This is a genomic window from Dolichospermum compactum NIES-806 (assembly GCF_002368115.1).
In the GTDB taxonomy this organism is placed as follows: Bacteria; Cyanobacteriota; Cyanobacteriia; order Cyanobacteriales; family Nostocaceae; genus Dolichospermum; species Dolichospermum compactum.
In genome coordinates this window covers 3,166,045-3,182,582 of record NZ_AP018316.1, presented here as the reverse complement: position 1 = coordinate 3,182,582, position 16,538 = coordinate 3,166,045, and the positions used below count along the sequence as shown (strand labels likewise).

18 protein-coding genes and 2 pseudogenes are annotated in these 16,538 nt (G+C 35.5%); 5 read left to right on the top strand and 15 right to left on the bottom strand.

Translation table 11 applies throughout. The annotated features are described in order from the left end of the window. Positions 1–265: 265 nt before the first annotated feature. Both CA730_RS24450 and CA730_RS26465 read right to left on the bottom strand, forming a co-directional pair. Positions 266–424 carry a hypothetical protein gene (locus CA730_RS24450; RefSeq protein ID WP_157749986.1) on the bottom strand — a complete coding sequence of 53 codons (159 nt, stop codon included), beginning with the start codon at positions 422–424 and terminating at the stop codon, positions 266–268. A gap of 87 nt (positions 425–511) precedes the next feature. Next, complete coding sequence (locus tag CA730_RS26465; protein WP_096668468.1) at positions 512–685, bottom strand: IS66 family transposase zinc-finger binding domain-containing protein; 174 nt, start codon at positions 683–685, stop codon at positions 512–514. A gap of 147 nt (positions 686–832) precedes the next feature. On the opposite strand from CA730_RS26465, the gene CA730_RS15030 reads away from it, so the two are divergent. The 3 genes and pseudogenes from CA730_RS15030 to CA730_RS15020 form a co-directional block, all read left to right on the top strand. Then, the gene (locus tag CA730_RS15030) at positions 833–1,681 is read left to right on the top strand and encodes an Rpn family recombination-promoting nuclease/putative transposase (protein ID WP_096668466.1); all 849 of its coding nucleotides are present in this window, start codon (positions 833–835) and stop codon (positions 1,679–1,681) included. A gap of 126 nt (positions 1,682–1,807) precedes the next feature. Continuing rightward, positions 1,808–2,541 (top strand): annotated as a pseudogene (locus CA730_RS15025) (Rpn family recombination-promoting nuclease/putative transposase). Positions 2,542–2,699: 158 nt separating this feature from the next. Continuing rightward, a pseudogene (locus CA730_RS15020) lies at positions 2,700–2,885 on the top strand (Rpn family recombination-promoting nuclease/putative transposase); the annotation flags it as partial. Positions 2,886–3,005: 120 nt separating this feature from the next. Here the strand turns inward: CA730_RS15020 and CA730_RS15015 are convergent. The 4 genes from CA730_RS15015 to CA730_RS15000 form a co-directional block, all read right to left on the bottom strand. Next, positions 3,006–3,302, bottom strand: coding sequence for a type II toxin-antitoxin system RelE/ParE family toxin (locus tag CA730_RS15015; protein WP_096668464.1), 297 nt, complete (start codon positions 3,300–3,302; stop codon positions 3,006–3,008). Further along, entirely contained in the window at positions 3,299–3,523 is a 225-nt protein-coding gene (locus tag CA730_RS15010; RefSeq protein WP_096668462.1) for an addiction module protein, read from the bottom strand. Before CA730_RS15010 ends, CA730_RS15015 begins: the two co-directional genes overlap by 4 nt. A 123-nt stretch (positions 3,524–3,646) precedes the next feature. Continuing rightward, positions 3,647–4,234, bottom strand: a complete 588-nt coding sequence (locus CA730_RS15005; RefSeq protein ID WP_096668460.1) for a hypothetical protein — start codon at positions 4,232–4,234, stop codon at positions 3,647–3,649. A 543-nt stretch (positions 4,235–4,777) separates the two neighbouring features. Beyond that, the gene (locus tag CA730_RS15000; RefSeq protein WP_096668458.1) at positions 4,778–5,464 is read right to left on the bottom strand and encodes a DUF4145 domain-containing protein; all 687 of its coding nucleotides are present in this window, start codon (positions 5,462–5,464) and stop codon (positions 4,778–4,780) included. Between the two features lie 125 nt (positions 5,465–5,589). On the opposite strand from CA730_RS15000, the gene CA730_RS14995 reads away from it, so the two are divergent. Then, positions 5,590–6,066 (top strand): DUF29 domain-containing protein, encoded by a 477-nt coding sequence (locus CA730_RS14995; RefSeq protein WP_096668456.1) that lies wholly within the window; start codon positions 5,590–5,592, stop codon positions 6,064–6,066. Positions 6,067–6,099: 33 nt separating this feature from the next. On the opposite strand, the gene CA730_RS14990 is transcribed toward CA730_RS14995, so the two are convergent. From CA730_RS14990 to CA730_RS14975, 4 genes are all read right to left on the bottom strand, one after another. Continuing rightward, on the bottom strand, positions 6,100–6,324 hold the full coding sequence (locus tag CA730_RS14990) for a type II toxin-antitoxin system HicB family antitoxin (protein WP_096668454.1): 225 nt from the start codon (positions 6,322–6,324) through the stop codon (positions 6,100–6,102). A gap of 227 nt (positions 6,325–6,551) precedes the next feature. Next, on the bottom strand, positions 6,552–7,964 hold the full coding sequence (locus CA730_RS14985) for a glycosyltransferase (RefSeq protein WP_096668452.1): 1,413 nt from the start codon (positions 7,962–7,964) through the stop codon (positions 6,552–6,554). Between the two features lie 241 nt (positions 7,965–8,205). Then, positions 8,206–10,959: a bifunctional acetate--CoA ligase family protein/GNAT family N-acetyltransferase gene (locus CA730_RS14980; RefSeq protein WP_096668450.1), complete on the bottom strand. Its 2,754-nt coding sequence runs from the start codon at positions 10,957–10,959 to the stop codon at positions 8,206–8,208. Positions 10,960–11,057: 98 nt separating this feature from the next. Continuing rightward, positions 11,058–11,501 (bottom strand): hydrogenase maturation protease, encoded by a 444-nt coding sequence (locus tag CA730_RS14975; protein ID WP_096668448.1) that lies wholly within the window; start codon positions 11,499–11,501, stop codon positions 11,058–11,060. 390 nt (positions 11,502–11,891) lie between these two features. Between CA730_RS14975 and CA730_RS14970 the strand changes: the two genes are divergently transcribed. Further along, positions 11,892–12,281: a pentapeptide repeat-containing protein gene (locus CA730_RS14970; RefSeq protein ID WP_096668446.1), complete on the top strand. Its 390-nt coding sequence runs from the start codon at positions 11,892–11,894 to the stop codon at positions 12,279–12,281. A 132-nt stretch (positions 12,282–12,413) separates the two neighbouring features. Here the strand turns inward: CA730_RS14970 and CA730_RS14965 are convergent, their stop codons facing one another. From CA730_RS14965 to CA730_RS14945, 5 genes are all read right to left on the bottom strand, one after another. Beyond that, positions 12,414–12,995 carry a Uma2 family endonuclease gene (locus CA730_RS14965; RefSeq protein WP_096668444.1) on the bottom strand — a complete coding sequence of 194 codons (582 nt, stop codon included), beginning with the start codon at positions 12,993–12,995 and terminating at the stop codon, positions 12,414–12,416. Positions 12,996–13,087: 92 nt separating this feature from the next. Then, entirely contained in the window at positions 13,088–14,536 is a 1,449-nt protein-coding gene (locus tag CA730_RS14960; protein WP_096671568.1) for a Ni/Fe hydrogenase subunit alpha, read from the bottom strand. Between the two features lie 120 nt (positions 14,537–14,656). Beyond that, positions 14,657–15,271, bottom strand: a complete 615-nt coding sequence (locus CA730_RS14955) for a CBS domain-containing protein (RefSeq protein ID WP_096668442.1) — start codon at positions 15,269–15,271, stop codon at positions 14,657–14,659. A 164-nt stretch (positions 15,272–15,435) separates the two neighbouring features. Further along, on the bottom strand, positions 15,436–15,981 hold the full coding sequence (locus CA730_RS14950; protein ID WP_096668440.1) for an NADH-quinone oxidoreductase subunit B family protein: 546 nt from the start codon (positions 15,979–15,981) through the stop codon (positions 15,436–15,438). A gap of 12 nt (positions 15,982–15,993) precedes the next feature. Further along, a complete protein-coding gene (locus CA730_RS14945; RefSeq protein ID WP_096668438.1) occupies positions 15,994–16,515 on the bottom strand; it encodes a DUF3122 domain-containing protein in 522 nt (173 codons plus the stop codon). Between the last annotated feature and the right edge of the window lie 23 nt (positions 16,516–16,538).

The following is a 16,538-nucleotide window of genomic DNA, read 5'->3' as shown; positions in this document are numbered from 1 at the left end:
AACAATTTTGATTGTGCAACTTGTGTACACAACAGTTATTTAATTGTCAATCTACGCAAAGAGGTATAAACTCTCAATTGAACAGATTTTATTTGGTTCTTCGGTACTTACTATGCTAAATAATTTTGTCAAACCCTAAAATCCTTATACCGTAAGGATTTTACGTTAATTCATCGGTGAATTTGATATAAATTTGGCATCAAAAACAATGAAACCCTTTATTTATATGGGTTATGGGGTAAATAAACTCATATTTGGCAGGTCATCAGGTAGAACGCATTGGTAATGGTAGAGAACTGGCACGAAGGTTAGCAAATAGCGAACAATGGGATTTAGTATTTAGGGCTTGCTGAAGGAGTAAAAGGGCGATCGCGTGAAGCCCAAGTTCCCGCAGTTTGTGAGTTATTTGACCAGCCTTAGACATTTTCTGATCCTCTCACATGTGCCTTGACCTTAGATGAAGCATTGGCTAAAAGAATAGTGTGCGATCGCAGTTTACCAACAGCCCCCTTTATCGCAATGCTACTAGTGCTACTACTCTTACTCCGTAGCCACTTGGGTTCACATCTTCTGGTAATACTGCACGAGTTTTAGTACCACATCCATTACAGGTCAACTGATGTAGACGATGTTCTATGACGATGGGATTGATGGGAGGAATTTCTACTATTTGATTCAGTTTCATCTAATACTTTTCAAACAACCTCTAAAGCGTTTGAAAATGGGCATGAAAAATTAGGTTTTTGTGCTATATGGGAAATATTAGACAGAAGTTTCTAAACACATAGTTATTGAGCGAATATTTCATTAAAATTATCGTAAAGGAGTAGTTATGGCTGCAAAATACTTTAATCCTTATACAGATTTCGGTTTTAAGAAACTGTTCGGTGAAGAAGGCAGTAAAGATTTACTCATTGATTTTCTCAACCAACTTCTACCAATACATCATCAAATTCAACAATTAACCTTTAAAAATCCAGAAAATCTAGCTGATACCATAGCAGAACGTAAAGCCATATTTGATATTTATTGCGAAAGTAAAACTGGTGATAAGTTTATTGTGGAAATGCAAAAAGCAAAAATCAAGCATTTCAAAGATAGAGCCTTATTCTATTCCACATTCCCCATTCGTGAACAGTCGGAAAAAGGCGATTGGAATTTCTTTTTACTACCCGTCTATTTTATCGCCATTTTAGATTTCGAGTATGACGAAAATACAACATCTAAATTTAGGCGCGATGTCTGTCTAAAAGATCAAGATGGTGATATTTTCTTTGATAAGTTAAACTTTAAATTTCTACAAATGCCGTTATTCAATAAACAAGAGAATGAATTAATAACGCATTTTGATAAATGGCTGTATTTTTTGAAGAATCTAGAAAGTTTTAATCATATACCCGCGATATTAAATGAACCAATATTTAAAAAAGGGTTTGAAATAGCGGAAATATCTCACTTAAATGTGGAGCAGTATGAACAATATAAGAAGAGTTTAGTGCAGTATTTAGAAGTGAAAAATGTATTTGATACAGCCTTTGAAGAGGGTGAAAAGGTTGGTATTGAGAAAGGAATTGAGAAGGGTATTGAGAAGGTTGCCAAAGCATTGAAAGAGCAAAATATAGCTATAGAAATTATTGCAGAATCAACTGGCTTATCATACGAGGCTATTAAAAGAATTTGAGCGAATAATGCCAAATGATAGACTTGCGCCCATTTTTTGTGGTATACAGGAAATATTTAGACAGAGTTTTCTAAATACATAGTTATTCAGCGAGTATTTCATGAAAATAATCTTGAAGGAGTAGTTATGTCCGGAAAATACTTTAATCCTTATACAGATTTCGGTTTTAAGAAACTGTTCTGTGAAGAAGGCAGTAAAGATTTACTCATTGATTTTCTCAACCAACTTCTACCAATACATCATCAAATTCAACAATTAACCTTTAAAAATCCAGAAAATCTAGCTGATACCATAGCAGAACGTAAAGCCATATTTGATATTTATTGCGAAAGTAAAACTGGTGATAAGTTTATTGTGGAAATGCAAAAAGCAAAAATCAAGCATTTCAAAGATAGAGCCTTATTCTATTCCACATTCCCCATTCGTGAGGTGATATTTTCTTTGATAAGTTAAACTTTAAATTTCTACAAATGCCGTTATTCAATAAACAAGAGAATGAATTAATAACGCATTTTGATAAATGGCTGTATTTTTTGAAGAATCTAGAAAGTTTTAATCATATACCCGCGATATTAAATGAACCAATATTTAAAAAAGGGTTTGAAATAGCGGAAATATCTCACTTAAATGTGGAGCAGTATGAACAATATAAGAAGAGTTTAGTGCAGTATTTAGAAGTGAAAAATGTATTTGATACAGCCTTTGAAGAAGGTGAGAAAGCTGGTATTGAGAAAGGTATTGAGAAAGGTATTGAGAAAGGTATTGAGAAAGTTGCTAAAGCTTTGAAAGAGCAAAATATAGCCATAGAAATTATTGCAGAATCAACTGGTTTATCATACGAAGCTATTCAAAGAATTTGAGTTAATCATGCCAATTGATAGACTTACGCCCATTTTTTGTGCTATACAGGAAATATTAAACAGAGTTTTCTAAAGTTATTCAGTGAGTATTTCGTTAAAATAATCTTGAAGGAGTAGTTATGGCTGCAAAATACTTTAATCCTTATACAGATTTTGGCTATGAACAATATAAGAAGAGTTTAGTGCAGTATTTAGAGGTGAAAAATGTATTTGATACAGCCTTTGAAGAAGGTGAGAAGTCCGGTATTGAGAAAGTTGCTAAAGCTTTGAAAGAGCAAAATATAGCCATAGAAATTATTGCAGAATCAACTGGCTTATCATACGAAGCTATTCAAAGAATTTGAGTGAATAATGCCAATTGATAGACTTTGAGATCGCATTACCGACTTTAACCCCACAGAAAGCGATTCCTAGGTCGCGCTCTGTTAATTAATAATTAGGCTGTTACGATTAACTTCTGTTTTTTAGGTTCGCGTTTGCCATGATTTTGGATCTCTTCGACTGTGAAAAATTGCTGTCACAATCACACGACTTGACACAATTCGGTAGTATATAGCGTAGGGAAAACGTCGCACCACTGTTCGTCGAACATCAAGATACACAACTGCATAGGATTCTGGCATTTGACAAATCCGATTTAGCATATTATCCACGCAGTCTAAAAACTCATCACCAAGTCCTGTTTGCTGAGTTTGATACCAGTTATACGCATCATCCAGTTCTTCACGAACTTCTGGACGAAAAACTAGGACATAATTCATTGTTGTCCTCTAATTGACGATTTAATTTCCTCCCATGTCATGACATTATCTGGATTTGCTTCATAATCACTAATCCGACGATCAAGTTCTCGTTTTTGTGCTGTTGTTAAATCGGGATAAGCCTGTTCTGCTGCGATACTTTCTAAAATATCTTGTACAATCCGAATTCTATCTGCAATACTCAGGGCTTTGATTTCATTTAAAGTTACACTGATATCCATGTTAACTGACCTCAATAGGAAGATAAGGTATTTATCTATTTTCTAGGATAAGCGATCGCTATATAGTATTCTTGTGCATAAGGTTAAGATAGATCAAATTCAATGTTAATACTATACATAACTTTATTCTTGTTTTTTAAAACATCCTTTTGCATACAATAATACATAATACAGCAAAGATAACGAAGTAACTAGAATAATAAGAGTTACAACGAAGATAATAATCGAAACTCCAAGATTGAATATAGCTCCAAACAAATCAACTAAATTAGCTGGTCTATTAAAGAAATAAATAATTGAGAATAATTCATTGAAAGTATTAGCAATATTGCCAATCAAATTTAATAAATCTCCCCAAATTGATTGAAAAAAGCCTGGTATACTTAAGCGATTATTGACTTTTAATCTTTGACGCTCTAACCAGTAAGAAGATGCATTATAGCAAGTTTGATTGGGTAGTTTAACTTTTATTTTAACAGCTACTCCTTTAGAATAATAATCACAGACAATAAAATTGTCCTGATTTGTGTTAAAGTACGTAACATATTCATTTGTTCGACGGACAAAATTGTCTTGCTCACAAGACCTCTTGAAATACCAACGCTCATTATCACAGTTATTTGCTGACACTTCAATTGGGTGAAAAGCAGCAAAAATTACTGTCCCACAGAGTATTAAAGTTGAAGCTATAAAAAACTTACGCTTTTGCATAAAAACCTTAAAAAAATCACTTAACTATTTACTATTTTTACTTCTATTCTAAGAGTAGAATTAAATTAAAGCACTTTGCGTGTCTATCTAGTACAGTCCATAGCTCATTTTCCATTTGATGTAATTGTATGTCCTAAATTCTTGTACCTAATTGTTACGCAAAGTGCTGTAGTTAGTATACACTAAGACAGAGGCTGAAGTCTAGATACTATTTTGCAATACTATTGCCAATTTTCCAAAATATGTCTGAAACCCAATAAAATCGTGACGATATCAATAGGGTTTCAGGGCTTTGGCAATAGTATTGATTTTGGGATCGGCTTACATTGGGTGGGAAATTTCAAATCACTGAAACAGAATTTTATGATTTACTGAACGAGACTTAAACATTTTTGAAGAGGAAATAAGCCTCAAACCATTGTGAGGTAAGGAAAACACATCAACAGCTAACCATAAACTTCTTTGTCAAACAGGAGTTTCAGCCCCAATTTTGTGTAATTAATTTTGTCTTATCATTTAAGAGTAATAAAGATAACGAACTCATTAACTTTTGACATCATTTGATTTGGATGGACGGGGTGGTATCTTCTCAGAGAAAGTTTTAGCTTGATTTGAATGGATAAAAATAGTTTCAATGAGATTTTCTGCAATATCCATACAGTTTTCTAATTCTTTTAAAGATGGAGAATATGAACGATGAATAGTAGCATTTCCTGCTTCTATAACTGCTGTAATAATCTTCTTTTGCTCATTTGAGATATATCCTTGGTTTGCGAACTCATCCAGATTTTTTGTAAATGTTTGATTGTCTCCAACTTTTTTAATCATTATATGCTCAATTAAAGCTCTAATACCCATAGTTGCAAGTTTTATGCAATTAGCATGGAGTGCTGCATAAATTTCTTTCATAAGACTACGAATATCTTGCAGATCATCATTTCTACTATATTTATTCAACCAAATTGGCTGCTGCCGATGAATATATGGTGGATAGTAGTAGTATGTAGGCCATCCGTGATCAGCAGAATCTTCTTCTAATCTAAAGATAACGTTTTCACATCCACAGCAACGTAGCACTGCGTATCTCTTTGTTTCCCAAAACTCTGAGGAATAATATACTTCTCCATCTGGTACTTTAATCTCATGAAGAATATCATGATTTACCTCTCCACGACAGTTATTGCAACGAGCTTTTGCTTTGCTGTTGGCATAATTGGATAAATTTGACATATAAGCTGATTTTATAAACTCTTATTTTCAGCATAAAACAAGTTTGTAAAACCGGCAACTCAATTAATAACAGTAATCACTAAATTAAGCTAAAATAAAATAAATAGTAAAATCCTCACCAGTATATGGTTACATCAACACAACCCACAACTCAAACCTTATACGATCAAGATTATTACCTGTGGATAAGAACAACCATTAACCAACTTCGCACAGGACAATTTTCTGCTGTTGATTTAGAGAATTTATTAGAAGAACTAGAAACTATGGGTAGAAGTGAGAAACGAGCAATTGAAAATTTATTAACTAAGCTGCTTGTCCATCTACTAAAACTCAAATGTTGGGATAGTGAAAGAGAACGTAATCAAGGACATTGGTTAGGGGAAATTAGGACATTTCGCAAACAGATTAAGAATTCTCTTAAAGATAGTCCAAGTTTAAAACCTTACATTTTAGAAATATTTGATGAATGTTATCAAGATGCTAGATTAGAAGCAAGCGATCGCTCTCAACTTCCCCTGGATATATTCCCTCTTATCCTCATTGGTTCACTAGAACAAATTTTAGATGATTGGTTGCCAATACAAAAAAATGAAGGATGAAATTTTGTACCATTTGTGTAAGTCTCCTAAAAATTAAGCTGCTGATAAAGACTTACCTAAAGTTTTTGGTTCTGGGAGGGGTTCACCATCTTGTAAACAAGATTCAATTAACATTTCTAAGACTTCCTGAGCATTGTCTAAAGCTTCTTGATATGTGTCTCCATGTGTATGACAAAACTCCCCCCATTCAGGCAGACTGACAACAAAACAATTATCTTCTTGAGACCATTGAATAATTACCGTGTAATGATAGCTCATTCTTCTTCTTCCTCTTGAATCTTTTTAATTTCTTCTATTCTTTTGATAGCGTTATTAACATCTTTTTCTTGATATTCTTTAGCGTCTTTTCCATCTGCACTACTAATTTAACCGCAAGTAGTGTACAAGATGTGGGGATAAAGAAGATAAATATTAAGATTCATCACAAAAAAATGAAGGATAAAAAATTCATCCTTCACTCTACAAACTTTATGGTTTTTATTTCCTTATTTCTCAACACCTGTATGGACAGTTTTCACCCATTTGAGGCGTTTTGGTCGGAAGGACATTCGCGCCGTCGTGCTACCCATAACTACTAACCAATGCAACATATATAAACTGCCGCGAAGGGTTTGTAAAAGTACCATTAAATAGGTAGATGGTTTAAATTGTTGATCGGAACGAACGTGCTTTAAACCGGCAAACATTCCTACTACTGACATCCCCAAAGATAAGCCAGTTACAGAACTTAACATGGGGGGACGATGACGAGCGATCGCCATGAAAATATCTGGTATTGCTGCTGTCGGTAAAATATACATTGTCACCATAAAGATTAACAAATCCCAGGTTTTCCTTGTCCCCATGCGGTTTTTGAGGATGAGATCCCAGTAGTCTAAATAACGTTGATAACCACCTTCTGCCCAACGGTTACGTTGATGCCAAAGGGCTGTAGCATTGGTGACACCTTCTTCTTCGACGGGAGGATGAAAAACACATTCAATATCCCATTTATCCAGATGTAACCGGATAGTTAAATCCAGATCATCAGTGATAGTTTCCTCATTCCAACCACCGCAACTTGCCAAAGCTTGACGACGGACAAATTGACCATTACCTCGGAGTTCACCAATCCCACCAATAGCAGTGCGCTGTTGTTGAAACCAAATATCCAACAACATTTCTGCCATTTGTCCCTTAGTCCAAAAATTTTCCTTAGCATTGGCGATCGCTTTTCGCATTTGTACCGCCCCTACCCGATCTTTTTGAAACAACGGAACTATTTGTAATAGCAAATCCGGTGTCACTTGGGCATCAGCATCAAATACAGCAATAATCTCTCCCTTTGTCAGTGGTAATACTTGATTTAACGCCCCCGATTTGCCCCCACTAGCGTCAGGATCACGCCTAAATACATTAAGTTGTTGATATTCCTGCTTGAGTTGGGCTAATAATTGAGGTGTACTGTCCGTACTATTATCATCAATAATCCAGACTTCATATTGACCATTACCGTATTCCAAATTACACAAATTTTTGACTAATCTGGCAATTACCGCTTCCTCATTTTTCGCAGCCACCAACACAGAAACAAAAGGCAAATCTCCCTCTATCTCCTGAGAATGGTGACGGGGTTTTGCAAAAATAATCCCCAAAGCATGAATACCTAGCATTGTTGTTAGTCCCAGGACAAATATCGAACCCCAGGAAACTAAATGCAGGGTAATAGTGCCACTCCAGACTATAGTTAAAACTAGAGCAGCTTTACCTCTACGGCCTTTAAATCGGCTTGGTGGTAGAGACCCGGAATCTGTCCTTACTTCTGATTCCTCATCTACTGATAGGTCAGTAAAGATAGAGTCAAGGGGATCAGAGTTTCCGTTATACGCATCATTTTCAGGACAGGAATTCGCTGGCATAGGTTACATAATTCAAAAACATCTATGCTATGTAGCTTTTATTTACAGAATAATACTGTAACAGATTACCGGCTACCTAATTAGAAATTGCGGAAAAGTTTTTACTCAGGAATAGGAATCATCCCAATTTTATATGAAGCTGCACAGAATCAGGAAATCCCTTAATTCATCCGCGTTTATCTGCGTTTATCTGCGGTCAAATACTCTGAATATCTTATTCTATACAGCCTCAAAACCCCATTTAAAATCTAATTTCTGCCCTCAATACAGTTGTATCACTTGTAGTTCCAATTTGGAAACCAAGGTTTTCACATACGCGCTGCATCCCTGAATTATCAGCTAAAATATCAGCATAGATACAACCAATTTTTTCATTTTTACCAACCTCTAATAATCTTCTGAGTAGTTCTGTACCTAAGCCTTGATATTGGAACTTATCACTTACTAGCATCGCAAATTCTGCTGCATTATTTTCATGTAATTTACTTAATCTTCCTACTGCCAATATTTCCGATTTTTCCGTATCAGGATTTTGGTATTCTGCCACTAAAGCCATTTCTCGATCATAATCAATAAAACATATTCGCGTTAGTCGTTCATGGGTAATGCGTTGACTTAATTTAATTAGGTGAAAATAACGAAAATAAACACTTTCTTCTGATAGAGTTTTGTGGAATTGCACCATTAACGGTTCGTCTTCTGGACGAATAGGACGAATCGTAACTGGTGTGCCATTTGCCAATTTCCAACTACTAACATATTGACTAGGATAGGGACGAATTGCAAATTTTGGTAATTGACCTTCTTGAATATCAGCAGAATGTAAAACTATCCTGGCATCTAAAGCAATTAATCCTCCAGGATGTATAGGAGTAGGAGGAATAGCTAACAACGGATTTATATCAATTTCTTTAATTCCAGGTTGTTCCACAACTAATTGACTAAATTCAACCATTAATTGTTCAAGAGCAGCAATATCAATACTTTTCCGGCCTCTGACTCCTTGCAAAGCTTTGTAAATTTTAGTTTGTTCCATCATCCGTCGTGCTAGGGTAGTATTGAGAGGAGGAAGAGCGATCGCACTATCTTGAAAAACTTCTACCAATTGTCCTCCTGCACCAAATAATAATACTGGTCCAAATTGCGGATCTAAACTACTGCCAATAATCAATTCATAACCATCAGTTTTGATCATTTTCTGTACCATGACACCAAGAAATTCTTCAGATTTAGCTTTCTCTTTTACCGATGTTTCAATATTTTGAAAAGCACGTTTTACCGATTCCGCATTTTGCAAATTTAATTGCACACCACCCACATCAGTTTTATGGGTAATTGTCTGAGAATAAAGTTTTAAAACCACCGGATAACCCAAATTTTCCGCACATTCAACCGCTTTATCTACAGTTTCCGCAATGCAACCAGCCACCACAGGAATACCGTAGGCGGCTAAAATTTCTTTAGATTCAAATTCCGTGAGAATTGTTCTTCCTGCTATTTTTGCCGCTTGAATAATATTTTCCACTTTAGCACAATTGCGAGTATTCACATCACAAATTAATGTTGGTAAAACCGGAGTTTCATAAATACCACGCAGGTTATAACTCGACTTCCACATATAACTAAATACTCGCGCTGCTGTATCAGGATAAGCATAAGTGGGAATACCTTGATTGTTAAGAATTTGTTCTCCCTCGGCTATATCTGCACCACCCATCCAACTAGCTAAAATCGGTTTATTTGACATTTGTGCGTAGGGTTTTAATTGTGCCGCTATTTGGGTAGGATCTGTCATTGATTGGGGTGTTAAAATCACTAACAAACCATCACTATTGGGATCTTGTGCCGCAATTTCTAAAGCTTTTGTATAACGTTGTGGATCAGCATCTCCTAAAATATCAATCGGATTATTATGACTCCATTGCGGTGGTAAAACTTCATTCAAAGAAGTCATTATTTCTGGAGAAATTGCTGCTAATTCTCCCCCACTTTCAACTAATGTATCCGTTGCTAATACTCCTGGACCGCCAGCATTAGTTAAAATTGTTAACCGGGGACCCTGGGGACGGGGTTGTTTTGCTAATACTTCTGACATATCAAATAAATCAGAAATACTATTTACTCGTAACACCCCACAACGGCGAAAAGCTGCATCTAAAACAGCATCACTTCCTGCTAATGATCCTGTGTGAGAAGCGGCTGCTTTAGCTGCGGCTGGTGTCCGACCAGCTTTAATCACAATTATCGGTTTTGTTAAAGCCACTTCTCGCGCTGCTGATAGGAAGGAACGCGCGTTCCCAATGGATTCCATATAAATTACAATACTTTTAGTATGGTGGTCATCACCAAGATAATAAATTAAATCACCCCAACTTATATCTAACATTGAACCAATAGAAATAAAGGCACTAAAACCTACATTTTCTTGAAAACTCCAGTCCAAAATTGCTGTACATAAAGCACCACTTTGGCTAATAAACCCAACATTTCCCGGACGCGCAATTTTACTAGCAAAGGTAGCATTTAAACCAGAAGTTGGATTCATTACTCCTAAACAATTAGGACCGATAATTCTAATTTTTCCTCTTTGTGCTTGTTGGATAATTTCCTGTTCTAAAGCGATACCTTTTTCTCCAGCTTCTTTAAAACCAGCGGAAATAATTATTGCTCCTTTGATTCCAGCATTAACGCAATCAGATATAATTTGGGGTACAGTTTGTGCTGGTGTAACTATAACGGCTAAATCTATTTTTTCGGGAACATCAAAAATAGTCGGATAAGCTTTAATTCCTAATACGCTATGACGGTGAGGATTAATCGGAAAAACTGTTCCTCCAAAGGGATTAGTGATTAAGTTCCAAAGTAAAGTTCGTCCTACACTTCCGGGTTTTTCAGTAGCACCAATTACGGCTACAGTTTTGGGAATAAATATCGCATCTAGGGGATTAACGATATCATAAACTTTATTGCTAATTCTTTGGTTAGATGTTTCCATACATACTCCTATGAATTTGTGATTATTTTGTATTTTGCTGAATGAAGGTATGAATTTGTTTCACGCAGAGTCGCAGAGAGGAAGAGAAATGGAATTTTTTATCCTTTATTAATAATGTTAATGATTTTTGTTAAAGCTATACTAATTCCTTGTTCTGCTATTGGTGAAAGACAATCTCCTAATTCAAAGTTAACCCCTGGTACTGTTATTAACCAAGCTGGTGGACTATAACCATAGAGAGATTTTGTTAAGGCTAAAAGATATGTAAGCTTAATGCTATGTCCTATGATCATCCTAGATTCATTAGGTAGTATAGATTCTACTTGCACATTTTGCAATTCTGAATTCAAACTAGCATCTACAAAAATTGCTAAATTGACATTTGCCAAATTTGCTGCTAATTCTGGAGTAAGTTGGTGAACTGCTAAAGATTGGACATTAGATAGATGCCAAAGATTAACTATATTTGCTACCCTACAACCAATACCATCATCACTACATAATTCATTTCCATAACCAATCACTATTGTAGTTTTTATCATTTTTATTCCTCTTGTTAATTCATCCGCGTTTATCTGCGGTCAACTATTCTAGAAATTTTGTTCCCTACAGTTTCAATACTTGTCGGTTAAGAAAATTATCAAGGATTTTGTTGGGTTTCGTTCTGATTGCTCCGCAACGCTAACGCGAACAACCCAACCTACAATATAATGACTTTTGAGGCTTAACCGAGCAGTATTGCCTACAGTTTCATCTTAATTTTGAATATAAGACTAAGAGTAAAATTTGAGTGACTTATGAGCAAACACAAAAATTATCAAAACGAACTTATGTGAACAGAACATTTATTTTCTGACTTATTCGTTATATTATAAATTGGGATGGTTTTCATTAAACCATGAGAATTTTTAGATAAATTGTGAGGCTGTTTTATGCCTGAAGTTAATTTTCAACAACCAATTAATAGTGCTGCTAGGATTTTAGAAGAATATGCGATGGGAAAAAGAGACTTTGAAAGAGCAGAATTAGGCGATGCTAATTTACAAAGTTTGGATTTAAAAGGCTCTGATTTCAGCTATGCTGATTTGAGTAAAGCCAACCTTAGCGGTGCAAATTTGCGAGGATGTGATTTGAGTTTTGCTGATTTAAGTGAGGCCAATTTACAAAATGCAGATTTGCGCGGAACAATGTTATTTTCCGCGAATTTGCGTCAAGCTAATTTAGAAGGGACGCATTTAAAAAAGGCAGACTGTGATCATAACACCCATTTTCCCAATAATTTTGACCTTATTGCAGCAGGTGTAAATATGAGTGAACCATAGATACTGGTGCGGCTATATCAGCCGCTAATTTTTATACTAGTATTATTGTAAATTTTCACTAGAATCCCATTACATCACTTCACAATTAAAATAGCACATTTTATCAATTTTTGCAAATTTTAATTTTATAACTTAATTTTTCCCTGGAAATACTTTAGTTAAATCTAAGATTAATTCCGGGAAAGATGGCAATTTTACGGACTCATTAGGGAGGATAATTGATTTGTGACGATAGCCAAATTTACCTTGTAAATCTTGATATGGGTCACTGTAGCATTCTAAATAATAGGCGATTAAGTTGAAAATCCAATAATCAGAAATACCTGCTTCTGAATATAGGGGTAGTTTCACTTCTTGGTCATATTTTAAAGATGAATCAGCTACTTCAATAATTAGGAAAATATCAGATGAGGTGGGATGATTTAGAAAATAATCATCAGTTCTATTACGGAGGATAGCTATATCTGGTTCTGGTTCACTATTTGGGGCTATGTATATAGGATCTTGAGCTTGTAAAGTGGCAAGATTTCCTAATAATGTTGTTAATTCTCTGATTAACCGTCTATTGTATGTTGAATGTGGTCTACCTTTTGCAGCCATTTTGATAATTTCACCTTTAATTAGTTCAACTCTGTCATCTTCTGTGAAGAAGTCAAGGTCTGCTAGACGGTGATATTCAGTTATGGTAAAGCGTTTAGCAGTAGCAAGAGTCATAAAATTTGGGTAATATCAGTTTAAGTTGAATTATATCATAAAAATACTAGATCCCCGACTTCTTTAAGAAGTCGGGGATCTAAATAACTAACTTAATTACGGCAAATTTGATTAACTATAGTTCCATTTGTGTCCACTACTTCTATTAATAAAGGCATTTGTCCCATTGCATGAGTGGAACAACTCAAACAAGGATCAAAAGCCCTAATTCCGGCTTCAACTCGGTTTAACATTCCTTCTTTTATATGGTCTCCTTGAATAAAATGACGGGCAATTTGGGCAACTGTGCGATTCATGGCTAAGTTATTTTGACCAGTAGCAATAATCAAATTTACTTTTAACATTAAACCATTTTCATCAACTTGATAATGATGGAATAATGTTCCTCTTGGGGCTTCACTAACTCCAACTGCTTCCAGGCAATTAATACCAGCTTCCGCACGGAGACGAGTTGATAGAATATCTGGGTCATCAAGGATAATCTCTATATGTTCAATTGATGCTAAAATTTCAATCAACCGGGCATAATGATAGAAAAATGATGATTTAACAGTTCCGTTTCCATGACTACGAAATTCTTTTAATTCTGTGTCTGCTAAAGGTGTGCCAATATGATTACAAATATTTAATCTAGCTAATGGTCCAACGCGATACATTCCACTATCTAAACGACAATGATCTGTGGTATCAGGATAACCTAAAGGAAGATAATAAGGTGATTTTAAATAAGAATCTGCTTGGACTGCTTCACCAATAAATTCATGATAGTTAGCAGCATCAAGATTATCAGCAACGATGTTTCCTCCACTATCAACAAATCGGATATGTCCATCATAAGTTTCCCATAAACCTTCAGAACTGACTAAACCCATGAATAAACTCGGAAAATTACCAAAGGTTTTTGCTTCTTTTTCATAAGTTTTTAACAAGCTTTTAAATAAAGCTATGGCACTAATTACAGTGGCTTTGGCTTCAGGAATTTTTTGCTGAATGTGGGTGCGATTTTCTGTGGTTAAAGGGTCACGAACTCCACCAGGAACAGCCCAGGAAGGATGAATTTTTTTTCCTCCTAATAATTCAATGATTTCTTGTCCAAATTGGCGTAAACGGATTCCACCTCTGGCTAATTCCGGTTCGGCAGCAATTAAACCAAAAATATTGCGGTTTTCGGGTTCGCTATCCATGCCTAATAATAGGTCTGGTGCGCTGAGGTGAAAGAAGCTGAGGGCATGAGATTGGATGATTTGACCCAAATTCATCAAACGGCGTAATTGAGAGGCTGTTTTGGGAATTGTGACGGCTAAAATGCGATCGCCTGTTTTGGCTGATGCTAATAAGTGACTGACTGGACAAATACCGCAAATTCTCGCCGTAATTCCTGGCATTTCTGGAAATGGACGACCGACACAAAATTTTTCAAACCCACGAAATTCCGTAACATGAAATCTAGCATCATTTACTTGACCTTCATCATCTAAATAAATGCTAATTTTCGCGTGTCCTTCAATGCGAGTAACTGGGTCAATAATGATTGTTTTCATAATTAATCGGTGATTGGTAATAATAAACAATTGTAGGTTGGGTTGACGCAAGGAAACCCAAAAAATCTTTGATCATGTTGGGTTTCACTTCGTTCTACCCAACCTACGTATTACTACATATTACAAATCATAAAACCTAGATTCTGTGAATTCTGAATATTCATCACAGTAATCTTCAAAGGCAGTTTTCAGAGGTTTTTCAGCGAGTTGGTGGGCAATTTCGGCTTGAATTTCTTCTACTACATCCCAAGCTGCTGCACATTCTGCGGAATTGATGCCTTTTTCTGCACAAACAATTCGAGCTTTTTTAATTTCATCTTGTAATTCTTGTTCTAATAAAAATGAGCGCGGTTGTTCTAAACAAGTACTTCTGGCTAAGATATCAGTAAGTGAGATTATTCCTAATAATTTACCACTAATTACAGGCGCACGTCGGAGATGATGATTAGCAAATAATCTGGCTACATATTCTAAACCTAATTCTGGATTAACGACAATACAAGGTTTAGTCATAATTTCATAAACACGGATTTTATTTGGATCTTTGCTATAGGAAATGACTTTATACACAATGTCGCTTTCTGTGATAATTCCATAAGCATCTTGTTCATGACGACGATCTACAATTAATGCTCTCCAATCTCTTGCTTTCATTAAATCAACTGCTTCTTTGACTGTGGCTGAACTGCGAATCATTGCCACATCTTTAGTCATTACATCTGCTGCTGTTAACATAAGTCACCTCGGAAAAATAGGAGTCAGAAAGAAAGGAGTCAGGAGGAAGAAAGAAAATATAGGGGTTATCTGTTGAGTTAAATCTAAGAAGCCCACCCCCAACCCCCTCCCCGCAAGCAAGGAGAGGGCTATAATGTATGTATTTATTTGGTTGTAATTACTAATTAACCAAATTTAATCATTTTTCTGCCGACAATTTGCGGGTTTTCTCCTTTTAATAGTGGTTCAAGTGCGGCACGAATCCGATGTGCTGAAGGGGGACAACCGGGTAAATAAATATCAACTGGTACTACCTTATGCACAGGGACAACTGTATCTAGTAAAGGGGGAACAATTCCCCAGGAATTGGGAATTTGTTGATTAATATTGGCTTCTTGAATGTAAGCTAATTGTAGGGCTGGTTCAGCACCACCGGAAAGATTACGTAAAGCGGTAACATTACCAGTAACAGCACAATCACCAAAGGAAATTATTGTTTTAGTTCGTTCTCTAATTTTGTAAATTAATTCTAAATGTTCTTCATTGGCGATCGCACCTTCAACTAATACGATATCTACACCTTCGGGATATTCTTTAATATCAGCAAAGGGACTATAAACTATATCTACTTGTGCGGCTAAATATATTAACCATTCGTCCAAATCGAGAAAGGACATATGACAACCAGAACACCCACCTAACCAGACTGTTGCTAATTTGATTTTAGTCATTTTTTTACCTTTTCAGTTTTCAGTGGAAATTAATGATTGCCATTCTTTGACAACATGAATAGGAACTGCGATATTAATGAAGTTTGTGCTGGGAAGGGGTATAGATAAAGTTAAAGATTCTGGAGGTAATTGAGGTAAGATTTCTGTCAAATCATATTGACCAACAGTTGGTGCTGGAGCTTCCTCTAAAAATACATCAGCAGCATTCCAAACTTTACCTGTTGTTGAGGTGATTCTTAAAGGTTGGGGATGAATTAACTCACCAACACTAGGAAAACCAACTAGGCGAAGATTTATATTCGATGGTTGATCCGAATACACTTGTTTAAATAATACAACTTGCCAGACTTTTCCTGATTGATCATCTAATTTCACTTGTGAACGATAAATAAGTTCTTCTGGAGGATTTCCTAGCTGAGTAATAGCAGCAATTACTTTTTCAGATGATAGATTTGCTAAACCAAGGAATATAAATGTTGTCAATATTCCTACTAATAGAATTCGCTTAAATATTTGTTGAATATGCTGTAACATGAGAGTTTATTTTAAATTATGCT

What these genes read in the sequence shown, in the direction of transcription:
- CA730_RS14965 (WP_096668444.1), bottom strand. Translation starts at nt 12,995, where the DNA reads ATGACTCTTGCTACTGCTAAACGCTTTACCATAACTGAATATCACCGT.
- CA730_RS14955 (WP_096668442.1), bottom strand. Translation starts at nt 15,271, where the DNA reads ATGTTAACAGCAGCAGATGTAATGACTAAAGATGTGGCAATGATTCGC.
- CA730_RS15030 (WP_096668466.1), top strand. Translation starts at nt 833, where the DNA reads ATGGCTGCAAAATACTTTAATCCTTATACAGATTTCGGTTTTAAGAAA.
- CA730_RS14980 (WP_096668450.1), bottom strand. Translation starts at nt 10,959, where the DNA reads ATGGAAACATCTAACCAAAGAATTAGCAATAAAGTTTATGATATCGTT.
- CA730_RS26465 (WP_096668468.1), bottom strand. Translation starts at nt 685, where the DNA reads ATGAAACTGAATCAAATAGTAGAAATTCCTCCCATCAATCCCATCGTC.
- CA730_RS14975 (WP_096668448.1), bottom strand. Translation starts at nt 11,501, where the DNA reads ATGATAAAAACTACAATAGTGATTGGTTATGGAAATGAATTATGTAGT.
- CA730_RS14985 (WP_096668452.1), bottom strand. Translation starts at nt 7,964, where the DNA reads ATGCCAGCGAATTCCTGTCCTGAAAATGATGCGTATAACGGAAACTCT.
- CA730_RS14970 (WP_096668446.1), top strand. Translation starts at nt 11,892, where the DNA reads ATGCCTGAAGTTAATTTTCAACAACCAATTAATAGTGCTGCTAGGATT.
- CA730_RS14990 (WP_096668454.1), bottom strand. Translation starts at nt 6,324, where the DNA reads ATGAGCTATCATTACACGGTAATTATTCAATGGTCTCAAGAAGATAAT.
- CA730_RS14945 (WP_096668438.1), bottom strand. Translation starts at nt 16,515, where the DNA reads ATGTTACAGCATATTCAACAAATATTTAAGCGAATTCTATTAGTAGGA.
- CA730_RS15000 (WP_096668458.1), bottom strand. Translation starts at nt 5,464, where the DNA reads ATGTCAAATTTATCCAATTATGCCAACAGCAAAGCAAAAGCTCGTTGC.
- CA730_RS15005 (WP_096668460.1), bottom strand. Translation starts at nt 4,234, where the DNA reads ATGCAAAAGCGTAAGTTTTTTATAGCTTCAACTTTAATACTCTGTGGG.
- CA730_RS14960 (WP_096671568.1), bottom strand. Translation starts at nt 14,536, where the DNA reads ATGAAAACAATCATTATTGACCCAGTTACTCGCATTGAAGGACACGCG.
- CA730_RS15010 (WP_096668462.1), bottom strand. Translation starts at nt 3,523, where the DNA reads ATGGATATCAGTGTAACTTTAAATGAAATCAAAGCCCTGAGTATTGCA.
- CA730_RS15015 (WP_096668464.1), bottom strand. Translation starts at nt 3,302, where the DNA reads ATGAATTATGTCCTAGTTTTTCGTCCAGAAGTTCGTGAAGAACTGGAT.
- CA730_RS14950 (WP_096668440.1), bottom strand. Translation starts at nt 15,981, where the DNA reads ATGACTAAAATCAAATTAGCAACAGTCTGGTTAGGTGGGTGTTCTGGT.
- CA730_RS14995 (WP_096668456.1), top strand. Translation starts at nt 5,590, where the DNA reads ATGGTTACATCAACACAACCCACAACTCAAACCTTATACGATCAAGAT.
- CA730_RS24450 (WP_157749986.1), bottom strand. Translation starts at nt 424, where the DNA reads ATGTCTAAGGCTGGTCAAATAACTCACAAACTGCGGGAACTTGGGCTT.